We start from the raw sequence: 17,254 nt of genomic DNA on the forward strand, positions 1-17,254 counted from the left end.
CTGCTCCCCTCCATCCATTCCGGCTACTCCCTGGCTCGTCCTTCCGTCGTGGGCCGCGTTCGGCTCACCAGTCCCACATCGAGCCGTCTTCCAGCCGCGCGACCGGCAGCTGCTTGGGCGCATACGGATACTTCGCCGCCAGCTTCTCGTCGATGTCCACGCCGATGCCCGGCGTATCGCCGACATGCAGGCGGCCGGCGCGCAGCACGTAGTCGTGCGGAAAGACTTCGTCGGTCTCGTCGGTGTGGAACATGTATTCCTGGATGCCGAAGTTGGGCACCCAGGTGTCGAAGTGCAGCGCCGCGCCCATCGTCACCGGCGACAGGTCGGTGGCGCCGTGGAAACCGGTGCGCACCGAATGCAGCGCGGCGAAGTCGGCCAGGCGGCGCACGTGGGTGATGCCACCGCCATGCACGATGGTGGTGCGGATGTAGTCGATCAGCTGGTTCTCGATCAGGTGCTTGCAGTCCCAGATCGAATTGAACACCTCGCCCACCGCCAGCGCGGTGACCGAATGCTTGCGGATCAGCTCGAACGACTTCTGGTTCTCGGCGGGGGTGGCGTCCTCCAGCCAGAACAGGCGGTACGGCTCGAGGTCGCGGGCCAGGCGCGCGGCCTCGATCGGCGTCAGGCGGTGGTGCACGTCGTGCAGCAGTTCGACGTGGTTGCCGTGGTCCTTGCGCAGCTGCTCGAACAGCTGCGGCACCACTTCCAGGTAGCGCGGCGTATTCCACACCGTTTCCAGCGGCAGTTCGCTTTCGGCCGGCTCGTAGCCCTTGGCGTTGGAAACGCCATAGGCCTTCTTCACGCCGGGCACGCCGCACTGCGCGCGCACCGCCAGGAAGCCCTGCTCGATGAACTTGCCGACCGCGTCGGACGCCTCGGCGATGTCGCGGCCGTTGGCGTGGCCGTACACCAGCGCGCCTTCGCGCGAACGGCCGCCGAGCAGCTGGTAAACCGGCAGGTTGGCCATCTTGCCGAGGATGTCCCACAGCGCGACGTCGACCGCGGCGATCGCGCTCATGGTCACCGGGCCGCGCCGCCAGTAGGCACCGCGGTGCAGGAACTGCCACATGTCCTCGATCCGGCCGGCGTCGCGGCCGATCAGGTTCGGCACGACGTGGTCCTGCAGGTACGAGGCCACGGCCAGCTCGCGGCCGTTGAGGGTCGCATCGCCCAGGCCGTACACGCCCGAGCGGGTGGTGATCTTCAGGGTGACGAAGTTGCGGCCCGGGCAGGTGACGATGACTTTCGCATCGACGATCTCGCGATCGTTGCGGGAGCCCGGCTCCGGATGGGTATGGGTACTGGTTTCGGTGGCGGTGCTCATCGTGCGTGGTCGTCGTAGGGGATGGGGGGAATGGAAAGCTCGAACGGGCCGGCTGGCAGGCCGGCGCCGTCGAACAACGTGCAAACAGGGCTGTCGGCCCAGCAGTAGCGGATGCGCGTGGCTTCATGCGCGGCCGGCGCGCGCAGGGTCACGCGGTGGTTCCAGATTTCCGCGCTCGCATAACGACACGAGCCCTTGTCCACGCCGCACAGCTCGAAGCCGATCGGGCCTTCGGCGCCGTAGGCGACCAGGCCATCGGTGACATCGCCGAACTCGACCACCACCGCGTCGCCATTGCGGCTGGCCGACAGCGGCGCCGGGCCGGTGGCCGCCAGCTTCTCGCCATAGACCACATGGCGCGCCGCGCGGGCCAGGCGCCGGGCGAGCTCCTGCTTGTTGCTCGGATGGATGTCGTAGCGGTCGCCCAGGTCGATCGCCACGACCATGCCCGAGCGCGGATCCTCGCCAGCCACCTGCCGTTGCGCGGCGCGCATGGAGGCCCAGTCGCTCTCGCCGGGCCTGGTCGCCGGCGCGCCGTAGTTGGGCAACTGCACGAACAGCATCGGCAGGTCGGCGCCGAACTGCGAACGCCAGTCCTTGCGCAAGGCGCGCAGCAGGTCGGCGTAGCGGTCGTGTTCGAAGGTGTTGGACTCGCCCTGGTACCAGAGCGCGCCGCGCAGGCCGTAGCGGCCCAGCGGGGCGATCATGCCGTTGTACAAGGTCGACAGCCCGGCGGCGGTCTGCCACGGCGCGCGCGGCGGCGTGCCCAGCTCCGGCGGAACGATGCGGTAGCTCCACTGCCCGTCCAGCGGCACGCGGCCGCCATCGGCGAAGTGCAGCGCGTGCACCGAGGCCGGTCCGCCCAGGCCGCCATCGCGGTAGGTGTCGAGCACGTTCACCACCACCGTGTTCGCACCTTCGTGCAGCAGGCCCGGTGGCAACGTGTACTCGCGGCCCGGCCCGGCGCCGTAGGTGCTGCCGACCGCGCGCCCGTTCACCCAGGTCATGTCGATCTCGTCGGCCGGGCCCAGCGCGAGCACCGCGCCCTGCGCCGCCTGCGCGGCGGTCAGCTCGATCGTGGTCCGGTACCAGACCATGCCATTGAAATCGGCCAGCGCCGGAACGCCCCACTTCTCCCATGCGCCCAGCTGCGCCGGCGCCTTGCGCCAGTCTCCGGTGGGCTTGCCTTGCGCATCCCACGGCTCGTCGCCGGCGGCCACGCCGGGCCGGCTCGACCACCAGCGCTGCCACAGCGAACCCCAGTCGCCGACCGCGGCCACCGGATCGCCGGCATAGCGCGCCAGCACGTCCAGTTCGCCGTCGTAGCCCCCGGCCGCGCGCAAAGCGGGCGCGCTGGTCCAGGCCTGGATGCGCGAACCGCCCCATGCCGCGTTGACCAGGCCCATCGGCACGTCGACGGTCTTCTGCAGCTCGCGCGCGAAGAAGTAGCAGGCCGCGGAGAAGTCGCGGACCGACTCGGAATCCACCGGCCGCCACTGCACCGGACTGGAGAACGTCGGCTGCGGCACGACGCTGCCGGCCTGCGGCACGGTCAGCAGGCGGATGCGGTCGTTGCTCGCACTGGCGATCTCCGAGCGGGCATCGAGCGCGCGCCAGACCTGCAGCTCCATGTTCGACTGGCCCGAGCACAGCCACACGTCGCCGACCAGCACGTCGGCGATGGTCTGCTTCGCATCGGCGGTACTGGCGACCAGCGTGTAGGGACCTCCGGCCTTCATCGCCGGCAGTTGCGTTTCCCAGCGGCCGTCATCGCCGGCGCGCGCGCGGGCGCGCTTGCCGGCCAGCTCGACCTTCACCTCCTGCCCCGGCTGCGCCTGGCCCCAGACCCGCACGGGCTGTCCGCGCTGCAGGACGGCGTGGTCCTGGAACATGGCGTGCAGCAGCGGCGTCTTCGCCTCTCCGGCCGCCGCGGGCACTGCCGCCGTCGCGACCATCGCGGCCAGCAGCAGGACCGTGCCACGCAGGCGGCACGCCGCCGCTTCCATCGCAGGGCTCATTTTCCGTCTCCCGGTGCGAACGGGAACTGCAGCGCCTGGTAGTACTCCAGGTCGTGCGCCGGCGGGGCCGCGCCTGCAGGCAGCGGCCGCTTGGAGAAGGTCTGGAAGTAGGCGATGGAGGCATCGCGCCACCACTGCGCTTCCTGTTCCTGGATCGCCAGGAACGCGGCGACCTGCGCATGCCGCTCCGGATCGATCTTCCCGGCCAGCCCGTCCCAGGTGCGGCGCATGCCGGTCACGTAGTCGACGCCGCGGCCGTAGCGCAGCACCAGCTCGTCCCACAGCGTTCTTCCCGACGCCATCCTGTGGTCCCAGGGCACATGGTGGAACCACAGCAGGAATTCCTCCGGCACCGTGGACAGGTCCCCGAACTGCGCGGCCAGTGGCGGTGCGTACTGGGCCACGGCATTGGAACCGGTGGCGCTGCGATCAAAACCAATGCCCTTCGCATCGGCACGGTGGTAGTACACCGAGGTCCAGTCCGCGCGCGGACCCCCGGCCACCCACGGCGCCGGTCCGTAATGGTGGCCCCGGCCCATCAGGTGGTGCAGGCCGAGCGGGGTCATGTAGTCGACCACCGCCTCGCGTGAACCCATCATCATCGCGACCACCGGATCGACCACGGCCGGATCGGTGGAGAAGGTCATCTTTACCCAGTCGCGGGCGATCGCCTCCGCTTCCAGGTACGGATCCCAGGCCAGGCGACCGAACGCGAACCAGTTGGCCTGGTCGAAGTGCGACCCGCTCCAGTTGCGGTCCACGCCGATGTTGGCCACGCCGGCCATGCCGGTCAGGGCGTGTCCGTCCAGCGAACCGTCGACCACCCTGGCCACGGTCGATCCCGGTCCGCTGGCGTGCGTGTCGGCGCGCAGCGCCTCCTCGTACATCGGCGCCAGGTAGGCCAGGTGGGTGGCGAAGCCCAGGTACTCCTTGGTGATCTGGAACTCCATCATCAGCGGCGTCTCCGGCATCGCGCCGAACAGCGGATGGAACGGCTCGCGTGGCTGGAAGTCGATCGCGCCGTTCTTGACCTGCACCAGCACGTTCGGCGCGAACCTGCCGTCGTACGGGACGAACTCGGTGTACGCCTGCTTGGCGCGGTCGTCGGGTTCCTCGTGTGAGTAGACGAACGCGCGCCACATCACGATGCCACCGTGCGGCGCCAGGGCCTCGGCCAGCATGTTGGCGCCGTCGGCGTGCGAGCGACCGTAATCCTGCGGACCGGGCTGGCCTTCGGAGTTGGCCTTGACCAGGAAGCCGCCGAAGCCGGGAATGATGCGATACACCTCGTCGGTCTTGGCCTTCCACCAGCGGCGCACCGCCGGGTCGAGCGGGTCGGCGGTCTTCAGGCCGCCGATCTCGATCGGTGCGCTGAAGCGCGCGCTCAGGTAGACCTTGATGCCGAACGGGCGGAACACCTCGGCCAGCGCCGCCGCCTTCTCCAGGTACATCGGCGTGAGCATCTGCGCGCTGGTGTTGACGTTGTTCAACACCGTGCCGTTGATGCCGATCGAGGCATTGGCACGGGCGTAGTCGGTGTAGCGCGGATCCTTCCAGCCCGGCAGCCTGTGCCAGTCGAAGATCGACTCGCCGGCGTAGCCACGCTCGACGTAGCGGTCCAGGTTGTCCCAGTGGTTGAGCACGCGCACCTTCGTGCGCGGCACCTCGCGGATATCCAGCGCATCCAGCGGCTGCGCGGTCTGGATCAGGCGCAGGAAATGGAAGGCGCCGTACAGCGCGCCGACATCCGTATTGGCAGCGACCACCGTGGCTGCCCGGCCGTCGATGCGCACACTGCGCACCAGGTAGCCCTCCTCGCCCAGTGTCGACAGGTCCAGCTTCAGCGCGCGCAACTGGGGCGAGGACGCCGGCGTGCCGACCAGCAGCGCACCGGCGCGCCCGGCCTTCGGGACTACGGCCGGCGCGGTACCGAGCAGGCCCTGCAGGCCACGCAGCAATTCGTCGCGGGCAACCCGTTGGGTCGGGGTCGCGGTCGCGGCAGCCAGCTCGGTGGCCTGTGCGCGGTAGGCGGCCACCCGGCTTTCCTGCACCGGCAGGTAGCGCAGCCACAGGTCGTGGCCGTCCTCGGCCGCAGCCGGAAGCGTGGGCAGGAACAGGGCCAGGCCCAGGACGGCCATGGCGGTGCGGCCGATGCGGCGCAGCGCCGCCCCGGTCCGGTAAAGGCTGGCGCGTTCGCCTGTGCCGTTTGATAGCGATACCATCAAGTCCTCCGGAGTGCTCTGATCGGGTCGGTTTTCCGTCCCCTGCGTGGTACTGGCGCGGCATGGACCACGACGCACCCGGCGCCATGGCGCTGGCCGTCGCCGCACGATCGAAGGGATACCCGTTGGAAAAGCCAAGGAAATCGGTGCGTCGCAAGGGGCGCGGCGTCACCATCGACGAGGTCGCGGCACTGGCCGGCGTCTCGCCGATGACCGTGTCGCGGGTGGTGAATGGACAGGGCAAGGTCCGCGACACCACGCGCGAGCGGGTGATGCAGGCGGTGCGCGAGCTGGACTACACGCCCAACCTGGCCGCCAGCTCGCTGGCGGCGGCGCAGCACACGCGCATCGCCCTGGTCTACAACAATCCCAGTGGCGCCTACCTGCGCGAGATGCTGGTCGGCCTGCTGCGCGTGGCTTCGCGCACGTCGATCCAGCTGGTGGTCGACTACTGGGACACGTCCGACGCCGATGCCGAACGCAAGGCCGCGCGGGCCATGGCCGGCAAGGTCGACGGGGTGATCCTGCCGCCGCCGGTGTGCGAATCGCATGCGGCGGTCAGCGAATTCGTGCGCGCCGACGTGCCGGTGGTGGCCATTGCCGCCGGCCGTTCCAGCGATGAGATCTCGTGCGTGCGCATCGACGACCTGCGAGCCGGCAAGGACCTGGCCGACTACCTGATCTCGCAGGGCCACAGCCGCATCGGCTTCATCAAGGGCCGCCCCGACCTGAGCGCCAGCGCCCGGCGCTACGAGGGCTTCCAGACGGCGATGTTCGAAGCCGGATTGTCGGTGGACGCGTCCCTGGTCCAGCAGGGCGACTACACCTACCGGTCCGGGCTGAAGGCGGGCGAGAAGATCCTCGCCCACAAGCGGCCGCCCACGGCGATCATCGCCTCCAACGACGACATGGCCGCCGCGGTGATCTCGGTCGCGCACCGGCGCGGCCTGGACGTGCCGCGCGACCTGGCGGTGGTGGGCTTCGACGACAGTTCCTCGGCGACCACGGTCTGGCCGGAGCTGACCACCATCCACCAGCCGATCGCTTCGATGGCCAACGCGGCCATCGACATCCTGTTGCGCACCATCCGCCGCAAGGACCGCAGCACGCGCGTACTGGTGGACCAGGTCGTGCCGCACCGGCTGATCGTGCGCGGCTCGGTCGCCCCGCCCGGCAAGCGCGGCTGAGGGCGCCTGTCGGGCAAGCCCAGCCGCTGAGACCGTGAGAGCGGAACCGGCAGACCCGGCCAACGACGCCGATCGGACAGGTCGGGCAAGCCCGGCCAGCGGCGCCGAACAGGCGGGTCGGGCAAGCCCGACCAGCGGCGCCGAACAGGCGGGTCGGACAAGCCCGGCCCCAATGGCGATGCGGTCGCAGCCGCCCATCGGTCCCCTCCTCTATGGGTGAATCACGCCGCCCCCGCGCCCAGGATGGCCCGCGCTTCCCACGCCTCCCTCAGGCGTGGGCTCCGGCATCGGCGGCGGGGGCGACGTACCGGCTCAACGCAGCAGGTACTGGTTGAGCAGGTTCTCGTAGCGCTCCTGCTTGCCGCTGGTCTGCTTCGGCTCGCCCTGCTTGAGGGCGATGCCGTGCAGGTCGGCGAGGGAGAGCTTGCCGTTCGCGAACGCCTGGCCATCGCCACCGTCGAAGCTGGCGTAGCGCTGCTTGCGCCAGGATTCCCACGGCGAATCGTTGAGCAGCGCGTGGGCCACTTCCAGGCCGCGTGCGAACGCGTCCATGCCGCCGATGTGCGCGATGAACAGGTCTTCCATGTCGGTGGACTCGCGACGCGGCTTGGCGTCGAAGTTCAGGCCGCCGACCAGGCCGCCCTGGCGCAACACCACCATCATCGCGCCGACGGTGTCGTACATGTCGGTCGGGAACTGGTCGGTATCCCAGCCGTTCTGCGGGTTGCCGCGGTTGGCGTCGATGCTGCCCAGCAGGCCGTGGTCGGACGCGACCTGCAGGTCGTGCTCGAAGGTGTGGCCCGACAGGGTCGCGTGGTTGGCCTCGATGTTGAGCGCGAAGTCCTTCTCCAGCCCGTGCTCCTTGAGGAAGCCGGCAACGGTGGCCGAATCGAAGTCGTACTGGTGCTTCATCGGCTCCATCGGCTTGGGCTCGATGAAGAACTTGCCCTTGAAGCCGATGCTGCGCGCGTAGTCGCGGGCGACGGTCAGGAAGCGGCCGAAGTGGGCCAGCTCGCGCTTCATGTCGGTGTTGACCAGCGAGGCGTAGCCTTCGCGGCCGCCCCAGAACACGTAGTTCTCGCCGTCCAGCTCGACGGTGGCGTCCAGCGCGGCCTTGACCTGCACCGCGGCGCGGGCGACGACGGCGAAGTCCGGGTTGGTCGAAGCACCGTTCATGTAGCGCGGGTGCGAGAACAGGTTGGCCGTGCCCCACAGCAGCTTGACGCCGGTCGCCTGCTGGCGCTCCTTGGCCATCGCCACCAGGTGCTTGAGGTTCTTCTCGTACTGGCCGATGTCCTCGGCGTCCGGCGCCAGGTCCACGTCGTGGAAGCAGTAGTACGGCACGCCGATCTTGGTGAAGAACTCGAACGCCGCGTCGACCTTGGCTTCGGCGGTGGCCATCGCCGTTTCCTTCTCCCACGGGAAGTGGCGCGTGCCCGGGCCGAACGGATCGTGGCCGGCGTTGCAGAAGGTGTGCCAGTAGCAGACGCCGAAACGCAGGTGCTCGCGCATGGTCTTGCCGCCGATCACCTTGTTCTCGTCGTAGACCTTGAACGCCAGCGGGTTGTCGGAACCGGGACCCTCGTAGGGGATCGCGCCGATACCGGGGAAATATTCCTTGGCGCCGATGAAGGGCTTGCTGCTCATGTCTGTGCTTCCGTCGGGAGTTGGGGGTGCGTGTCGATAGGGGTGATCAGGCGTACAGCGGCCGGATCGCATCGAGGTGGGAAAGGAAACGCTGGTACTGCGCCGCGTACGCGGCGGTGGCCTCGGCGTGCGGGTGCGCGGACAGGCGCGGATCCAGGCGCACGTGCGCGGCGGCGAGCGCGGCCAGGTCGGTACTGGCGTCACCGGCTCGCCGGGTCGCCCACAGCGCCTGCAGTGCCGCACCGAACGCGGCGCCTTCGGCCTGTTCGGGCACGTCGACCGGCAGGCCGAACACGTCGGCCACCATCTGCCGCCAGATCGCGCTGTGGCTGCCGCCGCCGGTCAGGCGGATCGCCTCGAAGCGCATGCCCGCATCGATGAAGGCGTCGTAGCCGTTCTTCAGGCTGTAGACCGCGCCTTCCATCGCCGCGCGATACAGGTTGGCCGGGGTGAAATTGGTCGCGGTCATGCCGAACAGGCTGCCACGGCCGTTGGGCAGGTTGGGCGTGCGCTCGCCGTTGAGGAACGGCAGCATCAGCAGTCCACCGGCGCCCGGCCGGGTGCTGGCCAGCAACGCGTCGCCGTCGCGGGTGGAGAAGTCGCACAACCCGGCCACCGCTTCGGTGGCCACGGTGCAGTTCATCGTGCAGATCAGCGGCAGCCAGCCGCCGGTGGAATCGCAGAACGCGGCCCAGCGGCCGGCGTCATCGACGATCGGCCGGTCGGCATGCGCGAACAGCGTGCCGGAGGTCCCCAGGCTCATGCTGAGCACGCCAGGCGAGACGTTGCCGGTGCCGATCGCAGCCATCATGTTGTCGCCACCGCCCGCCGACACCTGCACGCCGCGTGGCAGGCCGAGCTCGTCGGCGATGTCCGCGGCGATCGGGAACAGCGCGTCGGCCTCCACCAGCGGCGGCAGGCAGTCGTGCAGGTCGCGGTCGCCGTCGGTCGCGGCGATCATCGCGTCCGACCATTGCCGGGTACGCACGTCCAGCCAGCCCGTGCCGGAGGCGTCGCCGCACTCCATCCAGCGCTCGCCGGTAAGCCAGAAATTCACGTAGTCGTGCGGCAGCATGATCGTCGCCAGCTGTGCGTAGGCCTGCGAGCGGTGCTCGCGGGTCCATGGCAGCTTGGAGGCGGTATAGCCGACCATGATCGGGTTGCCGGCGATATCGATCGCGCGCTGCGCTCCGCCGACCGCATCCATGATCAGGTCGCACTCGGCTGCGGTGCTGGTGTCGCACCACAGCTTGGCCGGGGCCAGCACGTTGCCCGCGCGGTCCAGCGGCACGAAGCCATGCTGCTGTCCGGAGACGCCGATCGCGATGGTCCGCGCACGCAGCGCCGGATCCAGCCGCGAGAAGCACGCGCGGATCGCGTCGATCCACCATTCGGCGCGCTGCTCGCGGCTGCCGTCGTCGCCCGAGGCCAGTTCCAGCGCCTCGCCATGGGTCGCGGCGACCTGCCGCGACTGCGGATCGTAGGCCACGAGCTTGAGGCTCTGGGTGCCCACGTCCAGGCCGATGACGATCGGGTTGTTCCGGTCCATTCCGCTCATTTCGCCCGCTTGTGTTAGCGCTACCATTAAAACCAGGGAAAAACGGGCGCCTCGGCCCGTTGCTGGCCATGGCAGCGTCGCGATGCGAGCGACCATGGGCAGATGCGACTGTACCAGCCCCCCGGAAAATGGCTTGCTGCACTGCGCAACCGGGGCGGAAAGAGGGGTTTCACAGGCCCAGGCAGGTTCAATCCCGGGGCGCGTCGCGTCGCGTGATCCACCCCCGAGCAGGCGGGCATCCGCCCTCCCGGCGACGGCGCCGCTGTCGCGACGCGTTGATCGCCTGCATCAATGCAAAGCCGGTTTTTCGCCCGATTCCGCGCGAAACCGGAGCTGCCGGGCCGGCGCGCACGGGCAGCCGCCGTAAAATCATCGCGACCTCCTCCCATCGCCGCCCCCGCTGCTGTGCGCAGCGGCAGGACGGCCGTCCACGAGCAGCGCCCGCCATGAACACCCAGCACCGCAAGCCCCTGCCCGGCACCTCCCTGGACTGGTTCGACGCCCGCGAAGCGGTCGACGCGATCCGTCCCGGCGCCTGGGCTACCCTGTCCTACACCGCGCGCGTCCATGCCGAGAACCTGGTCCGATGCGCCGAGCCGGCACAGCGCGACGCCTACCTGGCGCAGCTGGTGGAGCGCCGCCGCGACCTGGACTTCCCCTGGTTCCCGGTGCGCGTGGTCTGCCACGACATCCTCGGCCAGACCGCGCTGGTCGACCTGGCCGGCTTGCGCGACGCCATCGCCGAGCAGGGCGGCGACCCGGCACAGGTCAATCCGGTGGTGCCGGTGCAGCTGATCGTCGACCACTCGCTGGCGGTGGAGTGCGGCGGCTACGATCCCGATGCCTTCGCCAAGAACCGCACGATCGAGGACCGCCGCAACGCCGACCGATTCGATTTCATCGAATGGACCCGGCATGCGTTCCGCAACGTGGAAGTCATCCCGCCGGGCAACGGGATCATGCACCAGATCAACCTGGAGAAGATGTCGCCGGTGGTCTACACGCGCGACGGCGTCGCCTTCCCCGACACCTGCGTGGGCACCGACAGCCACACCCCGCACGTGGATGCACTCGGCGTGATCGCGGTGGGCGTCGGCGGCCTGGAAGCGGAGAACGTGATGCTCGGCCGCGCGTCGTGGATGCGCCTGCCCGACATCACCGGCGTCCGCCTCAGCGGCCGGCCGCAGCCGGGCATCACCGCCACCGACGTGGTGCTGGCGCTGACCGAATTCCTGCGCAAGGAAAAGGTCGTCGGCCATTACCTGGAGTTCTTCGGCGAAGGCGCCGCCGCGCTCACGATCGGTGACCGCGCCACCATCTCCAACATGTGCCCGGAGTACGGCGCCACCGCCGCGCTGTTCTACATCGACGACCAGACCCTGGACTACCTGCGCCTCACCGGGCGCGAGGAAAAGCAGGTGCAGCTGGTCGAGACCTACGCGAAAGCCGCCGGCCTGTGGGCCGACGGCCTGGCCGACGTGGAGTACGAGCGCGTGCTGGAGTTCGACCTGTCTTCGGTCGTGCGCAACATGGCCGGTCCGTCCAACCCGCACCGGCGCCTGCCCACCAGCGCGCTGGCCGAACGCGGCATCGCCGACGAGGCCAAGCTGGAGGGCGCCCGCAGCGACGAGGCCAAGGGCCTGATGCCCGACGGGGCGGTGATCATCGCCGCCATCACCAGCTGCACCAACACCAGCAACCCGCGCAACGTGATCGCCGCCGCCCTGCTGGCGCGCAACGCGAACGCGAAGGGCCTGCTGCGCAAGCCGTGGGTGAAGAGCTCGCTGGCGCCGGGCTCCAAGGCCGTGCAGCTGTACCTGGAGGAATCGGGCCTGCTGCCGGACCTGGAGAAGCTCGGCTTCGGCATCGTCGCGTTCGCCTGCACGACCTGCAACGGCATGAGCGGCGCGCTGGACCCGGCGATCCAGCAGGAGATCATCGACCGCGACCTGTATTCCACCGCGGTGCTGTCGGGCAACCGCAACTTCGACGGACGGATCCATCCGTATGCGAAGCAGGCTTTCCTCGCCTCGCCGCCGCTGGTGATCGCCTACGCGATAGCCGGTACCGTGCGCTTCGACATCGAGAAGGACGTGCTCGGCCTGGACGCTGAAGGCAACGAAGTCCGGCTGAAGGACATCTGGCCCAGCGACGCGGAGATCGACGCGGTGGTCAAGGCCAGCGTCAAGCCCGAGCAGTTCCGCAAGGTGTACGGTCCGATGTTCGACGTGCGCGTCGAACATGTCGGCGCGATCGAGCCGCTGTACGACTGGCGCCCGCAGAGCACCTACATCCGTCGGCCGCCGTACTGGGAAGGCGCGCTCGCCGGCGAACGCACGCTGCGCGGCATGCGCCCGCTGGCGGTGCTCGGCGACAACATCACCACCGACCACCTGTCGCCGTCCAACGCGATCCTGGCCAGCAGCGCCGCCGGCGAGTACCTCACGAAGATGGGCGTGCCGGAGGAGGACTTCAATTCCTACGCGACCCATCGCGGCGACCACCTCACCGCGCAGCGCGCGACCTTCGCCAATCCCAAGCTGGTGAACGAGATGGCCGTGGTCGACGGGCAGGTGAAACCCGGTTCGCTGGCGCGCATCGAACCGGAGGGCGAGGTGGTGCGCATGTGGGAGGCGATCGAGACCTACATGGAGCGCAAGCAGCCGTTGCTGATCGTGGCCGGCGCCGACTACGGCCAGGGCAGCTCGCGCGACTGGGCCGCCAAGGGCGTGCGCCTGGCCGGCGTGGAGGCGATCGTCGCCGAGGGCTTCGAACGCATCCATCGCACCAACCTGATCGGCATGGGCGTGCTGCCGCTGGAGTTCAAGCCGGGGCAGAACCGCCAGACCTTCGGCATCGACGGCAGCGAGACCTTCGACGTGATCGGCGAGCGCCGCCCGCGCGCGGACCTGACCCTGGTCATCCACCGCCGCGATGGCGAGCGCGTCGAAGTCCCGGTGACCTGCCGCCTGGACACGGCCGAGGAGGTCTCGATCTACGAAGCCGGCGGCGTGCTGCAGCGCTTCGCCCAGGACTTCCTCGAGGCGGCGAAGGCGGCCTGACTTGGCCAGGCCCGGCGAGCTGTTCGTCATGTCGCGCGTGCCGCAGGCGCTGCGCGACGCGGGGTTGGGCGTACTGCGCGAGGCCGGGCTGGACACGGTGCTGGGCGAGACGCTGTCTCCGCTGCGCAACTGGCACCAGAGCCTGTCGGACCTGCATGCGCGCGAGGCGCGCGAAGCCATGCGGCGGGCCTGCGCCGCCGTGGTGGCCGAAGCCTTCGAGATGCGGCTGGATCGACTGGAGAGCTCGGTGCACCAACGCATCCACTGGCAGTTCGTGCCGTCCGCCGGGCGGCCCGAAGGCCTGGGCAGGCTGATGGCCGCGGTGCGCGGACAGCTGCGCGCGCAGGGCCTGGTCGAAGCACAGGGCCATCGTCCGCATGTCACGGTCAGCTACCGGGCCAACCGGTCGATCGAACCACTTACCTTCGCGCCGCTGATCTGGCAGATCGACACCATCGAACTCGTCGAGGTTGCCGGCCATGGCAACGACTACCGCTACGACGTGGTCGACGCCTGGCAGTTGCGCCCACCGGTCGCACCGCCCGCGCAGCTCGACCTCCTCCAGTAACCCGAGCATTCCGGAACCACCGACCATGACCGCACTTCCGCAGCTCCGCATTCCCGCCACCTACATGCGCGGCGGCACCTCCAAGGGCGTGTTCTTCCGCCTCGAGGACCTGCCACCGGCCGCGCGCGTGCCGGGTCCGGCGCGCGACCGCCTGCTGCAGCGCGTAATCGGCTCACCCGACCCGTACGGCAAGCAGACCGATGGCATGGGCGGGGCGACCTCCAGCACCAGCAAGTGCGTGATCGTTTCGCCCAGCAGCCGTCCCGGCCACGACGTGGACTACCTCTACGGGCAGGTCTCGATCGACGCCGACTTCGTCGACTGGTCGGGCAATTGCGGCAACCTCTCCACCGCCGCCGGTGCGTTCGCGATCCATGCCGGTTACGTCGATCCGGCAAGCGTGGGCGCCGACGGCCTGTGCACGGTGCGGATCTGGCAGGCCAACATCGGCAAGACCATCCTGGCGCACGTGCCGGTGAGTGGCGGCCAGGTGCAGGAGGACGGCGATTTCGAACTGGACGGGGTGACCTTCCCGGCCGCGGAGATCGTGCTGGAGTTCCTCGATCCGGCCGACGATGGAGAAGGCGATGCAGGCGGCGCGATGTTCCCCACCGGCCAGCTGGTCGACACGCTCGAGGTGGCCGGCGTCGGCACGCTGCAGGCGACGCTGATCACCGCCGGCATCCCCACCGTGTTCGTCAACGCCGCCGACCTGGGCTACGACGGCACCGAACTGCAGCCGGCGATCAACGGCGACACCACTGCGCTGGCCCGCCTGGAAGCGGTGCGCGTGGCCGGCGCGCTGCGCATGGGCCTGATCCGTACGGCCGCCGAAGCCGCAACCCGGCAGCACACCCCGAAGGTCGCATTCGTCGCTCCGTCGCGCGCCTACGCCGCTTCCAGCGGCAAGGCCGTCGCCGCGGAGGACATCGACCTCAACGTGCGCGCGATGTCGATGGGCAAGCTGCACCACGCGATGATGGGCACCGCTTCGGTCGCCATTGCCGCCGCCGCCGCGGTGCCGGGAACGCTGGTCAACCTCGCCGCCGGTGGCGGCGTGCGCGACGTGGTCCGCTTCGGCCATCCCTCCGGTACGCTGCGCGTGGGCGCCACCGTGGCGCAGGTGGACGGGCAGTGGACGGTGACCCGCGCGGTGATGAGCCGCAGCGCGCGGATCCTGATGGAAGGCGCCGTGCGGGTGCCTGCCGCCACGTTGTAGGGATCGCCTCGCCAACCGCTGCACGACACGTGCTGCAACCGGCCGCGCGCGCGCGCGCGCAGCGCCGCAGCACGGACGGGTGGCGCCCGCAACTGTAGAATCGCCGCAACCGGCCGTCGGGGTGCAGGGACCGCACTGGGGCAGCGACGACCACGCAGGCACGGAGGAGAATGGATATCCCGCCGTTGAAGCGCAATGGGCTGCAGGCGTTGGCCGTACCGCTGTGCGCGTGTGCGGCGGGACTGATCGCGCAGCTGCTGTCTTTCGCCTTGTGGGTCCGCCCGGTCGGAACCACGGCGCTGTGGTTCCCGGGAGCGTTGGCACTCGCATTCATGGCCGCCCTCCCGCGGCGCCGCTGGCCCGTGGTCCTGGTCGCGCTGGGCGTGGGCGGCACGCTCGCCTTCCAACTCCGCGACGGCCTGTCGGTGCAGGCCGCCTACGGCTACGCCGGGCTGGTCGCGATGCTGCTGCCCACCGGGGTGATGCTGCGCTTCCCGCTGCGCGGCGAGCGCCTTTTCGTGCAGATGGGCGACCTGTTCCGCTACTACCTGGTCGCGGTACTGCTGTTCCCGATGGCCGGAACGGCGTGGGCGGTATACATCATCCTTTCGACCAAGCACCGGCTCGAGCTGTTCGCCGAGATCTGGTTCCTTTCGGTCCCCTGCTTCGCCGCCGCAGCGGCGATGGTGGCACCGCTGCTGATCGAAGGGCGGTCGTTCCTGCGCCTGGATCGTGCGCAGGCCGGACGCGAGGTCCAATGGACCGTGCTGTTCTGCGCGGCCAACCTGCTGCTGGCGGCGTTTCTCTGGAACACGCTTCCCGACAGCACGAACCGGCTGCCGGCGCTGGCGTTCTCCCCCATCCCGCTGCTGGTGCTGTCGGTGTTCCGGCTCGCGCCATTCGGGATATGCGCCACGTTCGTGGTGTCGATGACGCCGGCCACGGTGGCTGCCATCCACATGGACCTGCCGAACCGCAGCGACATCGGCCTGGTCAACACCCAGATCCTGCAGTGGTCGATCATCGCCGTCGGCTTCGTCATCCAGACCCTGTCGCTCATGGTGCAGAGCTCCAGGTCGGCCCAGGCCCGGCTCGCCGAGACCGCGGCGCTGGCCATCAGGCGCCAGGAAGAGGAACGGGCCAGCGTTTCACGCGAGCTGCACGATTCGATCGGCCAGCGCATCGCGCTGGCGGCGTTCACCCTGGGCAACCTGCCGGCACACGCCGCGGACGGCTCCACGCAGTCCATCGAAGACGTCAGGAGCAACCTGCTGGACGTGCTCGACGAAGTCCGCACCATTTCCCGCCAGCTCCACCCGTCGGCGATCTCGCAGGCCGGCCTGCCCGCCGCGCTTGAGGCGCTGGCGGGCGAAATCGGCCGCCACTGGCACGGCCGGGTCGAGCTGGACCTGGCCCCGATCGACACGGTGCCCGGCGAGGACGTCGCCCTGCACCTGTTCCGGATCGCGCAGGAAGCGGCGCGCAACGCCATCGAGCACGGCCAGCCGGCGACCCTGCTGTTCCGGCTGGGCGAGGACCGCTCGGGGCTCTACCTGGAAGTCGGCGACGACGGCCGTGGCTTCGACACGGCAAGCGCCAACCCCGACGCCGGGCTTGGGCTGCTCAACATGCGCGAGCGCTGCAGGCACATCGGCGCGGCGCTGGACATCATTTCCGACGACTCGGCTGGAGGCACACGGATATGCGTGAGACTGGAACGGTTGGCGTGACACGTACCCGGAAGTCCACGGTGCTGATCGCGGACGACCACCGGATGATGGCCGATGCGATCCATGTCTTCATCGGCGGACGTTTCGAGGTGGTCGCGGTGCTCGGCGACGGCCATGCGCTGCTCGATTCGATCCGCAGCCTCCAGCCCGACATCGTCCTGGCGGACATCAGCATGCCCGGGCTCACCGGCATCGAGGTGCTGCGCCGCGTCCGCGGGGAGGGCATGGAAACGGACTTCGTCTTCATGAGCGTCCACGCCGAACCGGTGGTGGTGCGCGAGGCCCTGGCCCAGGGCGCTCGCGGCTACGTGCTCAAGGGCGAAAGCGGCGAGAACCTGATCCACGCGCTGGACGAGGTCCTGGCCGGACGCAGCTGGGTGAGCCGTCCGCTGTGGGACCAGGTGCTCGGCCAGGCGCCGGTGCCGCGCCTGACTCCGCAGCAGTCGCGCATCCTCAGGATGATCGCCGAAGGCCAGCGCTCGCGCGAGATCGCCCAGACGCTGGCCATCTCGGTACGCACCGTGGACACCCATCGCCACTCGATCATGAAGCTCCTTGGCGTCAGCACCAGCATCGCCCTGGTCAACCAGGCGCTCAAGCTCGGCCTGCTGCACGCCCCGCACGGAACCACTTCACCCCCGCACTAGCCCACTCGGGCCGGCCGCGCGCGGCGTCGCTCGGAAGCTGACGCCGGCATTGGGCACGAGTGGCTG

11 protein-coding genes are annotated in these 17,254 nt (G+C 69.6%); 6 read left to right on the top strand and 5 right to left on the bottom strand.

Features of this window, described 5'->3' with window-relative positions; all coding sequences use genetic code 11:
* Positions 1 to 64: 64 nt before the first annotated feature.
* Genes manD through CSC65_RS14365 form a run of 3 tightly spaced genes read right to left on the bottom strand, consistent with a single transcriptional unit; the run spans position 65 to position 5,486 of the window.
* On the bottom strand, positions 65 to 1,330 hold the full coding sequence (gene manD, locus CSC65_RS14355; protein ID WP_162411268.1) for a D-mannonate dehydratase ManD: 1,266 nt from the start codon (positions 1,328 to 1,330) through the stop codon (positions 65 to 67).
* Positions 1,327 to 3,348 (bottom strand): sialate O-acetylesterase, encoded by a 2,022-nt coding sequence (locus tag CSC65_RS14360; protein WP_238390416.1) that lies wholly within the window; start codon positions 3,346 to 3,348, stop codon positions 1,327 to 1,329. Before CSC65_RS14360 ends, manD begins: the two co-directional genes overlap by 4 nt.
* A complete protein-coding gene (locus CSC65_RS14365; RefSeq protein ID WP_162411328.1) occupies positions 3,345 to 5,486 on the bottom strand; it encodes an alpha-glucuronidase family glycosyl hydrolase in 2,142 nt (713 codons plus the stop codon). The genes CSC65_RS14360 and CSC65_RS14365 overlap by 4 nt, the downstream gene beginning before the upstream one ends.
* Positions 5,487 to 5,695: 209 nt before the next feature.
* Here CSC65_RS14365 and CSC65_RS14370 point away from each other — a divergent pair, with 209 nt between their 5' ends.
* A complete protein-coding gene (locus CSC65_RS14370) occupies positions 5,696 to 6,757 on the top strand; it encodes a LacI family DNA-binding transcriptional regulator (protein ID WP_162411269.1) in 1,062 nt (353 codons plus the stop codon).
* A gap of 312 nt (positions 6,758 to 7,069) precedes the next feature.
* Here the strand turns inward: CSC65_RS14370 and xylA are convergent, their stop codons facing one another.
* On the bottom strand, positions 7,070 to 8,404 hold the full coding sequence (gene xylA, locus CSC65_RS14375; protein ID WP_162411270.1) for a xylose isomerase: 1,335 nt from the start codon (positions 8,402 to 8,404) through the stop codon (positions 7,070 to 7,072).
* 46 nt (positions 8,405 to 8,450) lie between these two features.
* Positions 8,451 to 9,953 carry a xylulokinase gene (xylB, locus tag CSC65_RS14380; RefSeq protein ID WP_162411271.1) on the bottom strand — a complete coding sequence of 501 codons (1,503 nt, stop codon included), beginning with the start codon at positions 9,951 to 9,953 and terminating at the stop codon, positions 8,451 to 8,453.
* A gap of 455 nt (positions 9,954 to 10,408) precedes the next feature.
* Here xylB and acnD point away from each other — a divergent pair, with 455 nt between their 5' ends.
* The 5 genes from acnD to CSC65_RS14405 all read left to right on the top strand — a co-directional run bounded on the left by acnD (position 10,409) and on the right by CSC65_RS14405 (position 17,188).
* A complete protein-coding gene (acnD, locus tag CSC65_RS14385) occupies positions 10,409 to 13,024 on the top strand; it encodes a Fe/S-dependent 2-methylisocitrate dehydratase AcnD (RefSeq protein WP_162411272.1) in 2,616 nt (871 codons plus the stop codon).
* Between the two features lies 1 nt (position 13,025).
* Complete coding sequence (locus CSC65_RS14390; protein WP_162411273.1) at positions 13,026 to 13,592, top strand: 2'-5' RNA ligase family protein; 567 nt, start codon at positions 13,026 to 13,028, stop codon at positions 13,590 to 13,592.
* Positions 13,593 to 13,617: 25 nt separating this feature from the next.
* Entirely contained in the window at positions 13,618 to 14,811 is a 1,194-nt protein-coding gene (gene prpF, locus CSC65_RS14395; RefSeq protein WP_162411274.1) for a 2-methylaconitate cis-trans isomerase PrpF, read from the top strand.
* 170 nt (positions 14,812 to 14,981) lie between these two features.
* Positions 14,982 to 16,541 carry a sensor histidine kinase gene (locus tag CSC65_RS14400; protein WP_162411275.1) on the top strand — a complete coding sequence of 520 codons (1,560 nt, stop codon included), beginning with the start codon at positions 14,982 to 14,984 and terminating at the stop codon, positions 16,539 to 16,541.
* A complete protein-coding gene (locus CSC65_RS14405) occupies positions 16,538 to 17,188 on the top strand; it encodes a response regulator (RefSeq protein ID WP_162411276.1) in 651 nt (216 codons plus the stop codon). Before CSC65_RS14400 ends, CSC65_RS14405 begins: the two co-directional genes overlap by 4 nt.
* Positions 17,189 to 17,254 lie beyond the last annotated feature (66 nt).

Origin of the sequence: Pseudoxanthomonas daejeonensis (genome assembly GCF_010093205.1) — a bacterium.
Classification (GTDB): Bacteria; Pseudomonadota; Gammaproteobacteria; order Xanthomonadales; family Xanthomonadaceae; genus Pseudoxanthomonas; species Pseudoxanthomonas daejeonensis.

What these genes read in the sequence shown, in the direction of transcription:
- CSC65_RS14400 (WP_162411275.1), top strand. Translation starts at nt 14,982, where the DNA reads ATGGATATCCCGCCGTTGAAGCGCAATGGGCTGCAGGCGTTGGCCGTA.
- manD (WP_162411268.1), bottom strand. Translation starts at nt 1,330, where the DNA reads ATGAGCACCGCCACCGAAACCAGTACCCATACCCATCCGGAGCCGGGC.
- xylA (WP_162411270.1), bottom strand. Translation starts at nt 8,404, where the DNA reads ATGAGCAGCAAGCCCTTCATCGGCGCCAAGGAATATTTCCCCGGTATC.
- acnD (WP_162411272.1), top strand. Translation starts at nt 10,409, where the DNA reads ATGAACACCCAGCACCGCAAGCCCCTGCCCGGCACCTCCCTGGACTGG.
- CSC65_RS14360 (WP_238390416.1), bottom strand. Translation starts at nt 3,348, where the DNA reads ATGAGCCCTGCGATGGAAGCGGCGGCGTGCCGCCTGCGTGGCACGGTC.
- CSC65_RS14365 (WP_162411328.1), bottom strand. Translation starts at nt 5,486, where the DNA reads ATGGCCGTCCTGGGCCTGGCCCTGTTCCTGCCCACGCTTCCGGCTGCG.
- prpF (WP_162411274.1), top strand. Translation starts at nt 13,618, where the DNA reads ATGACCGCACTTCCGCAGCTCCGCATTCCCGCCACCTACATGCGCGGC.
- xylB (WP_162411271.1), bottom strand. Translation starts at nt 9,953, where the DNA reads ATGGACCGGAACAACCCGATCGTCATCGGCCTGGACGTGGGCACCCAG.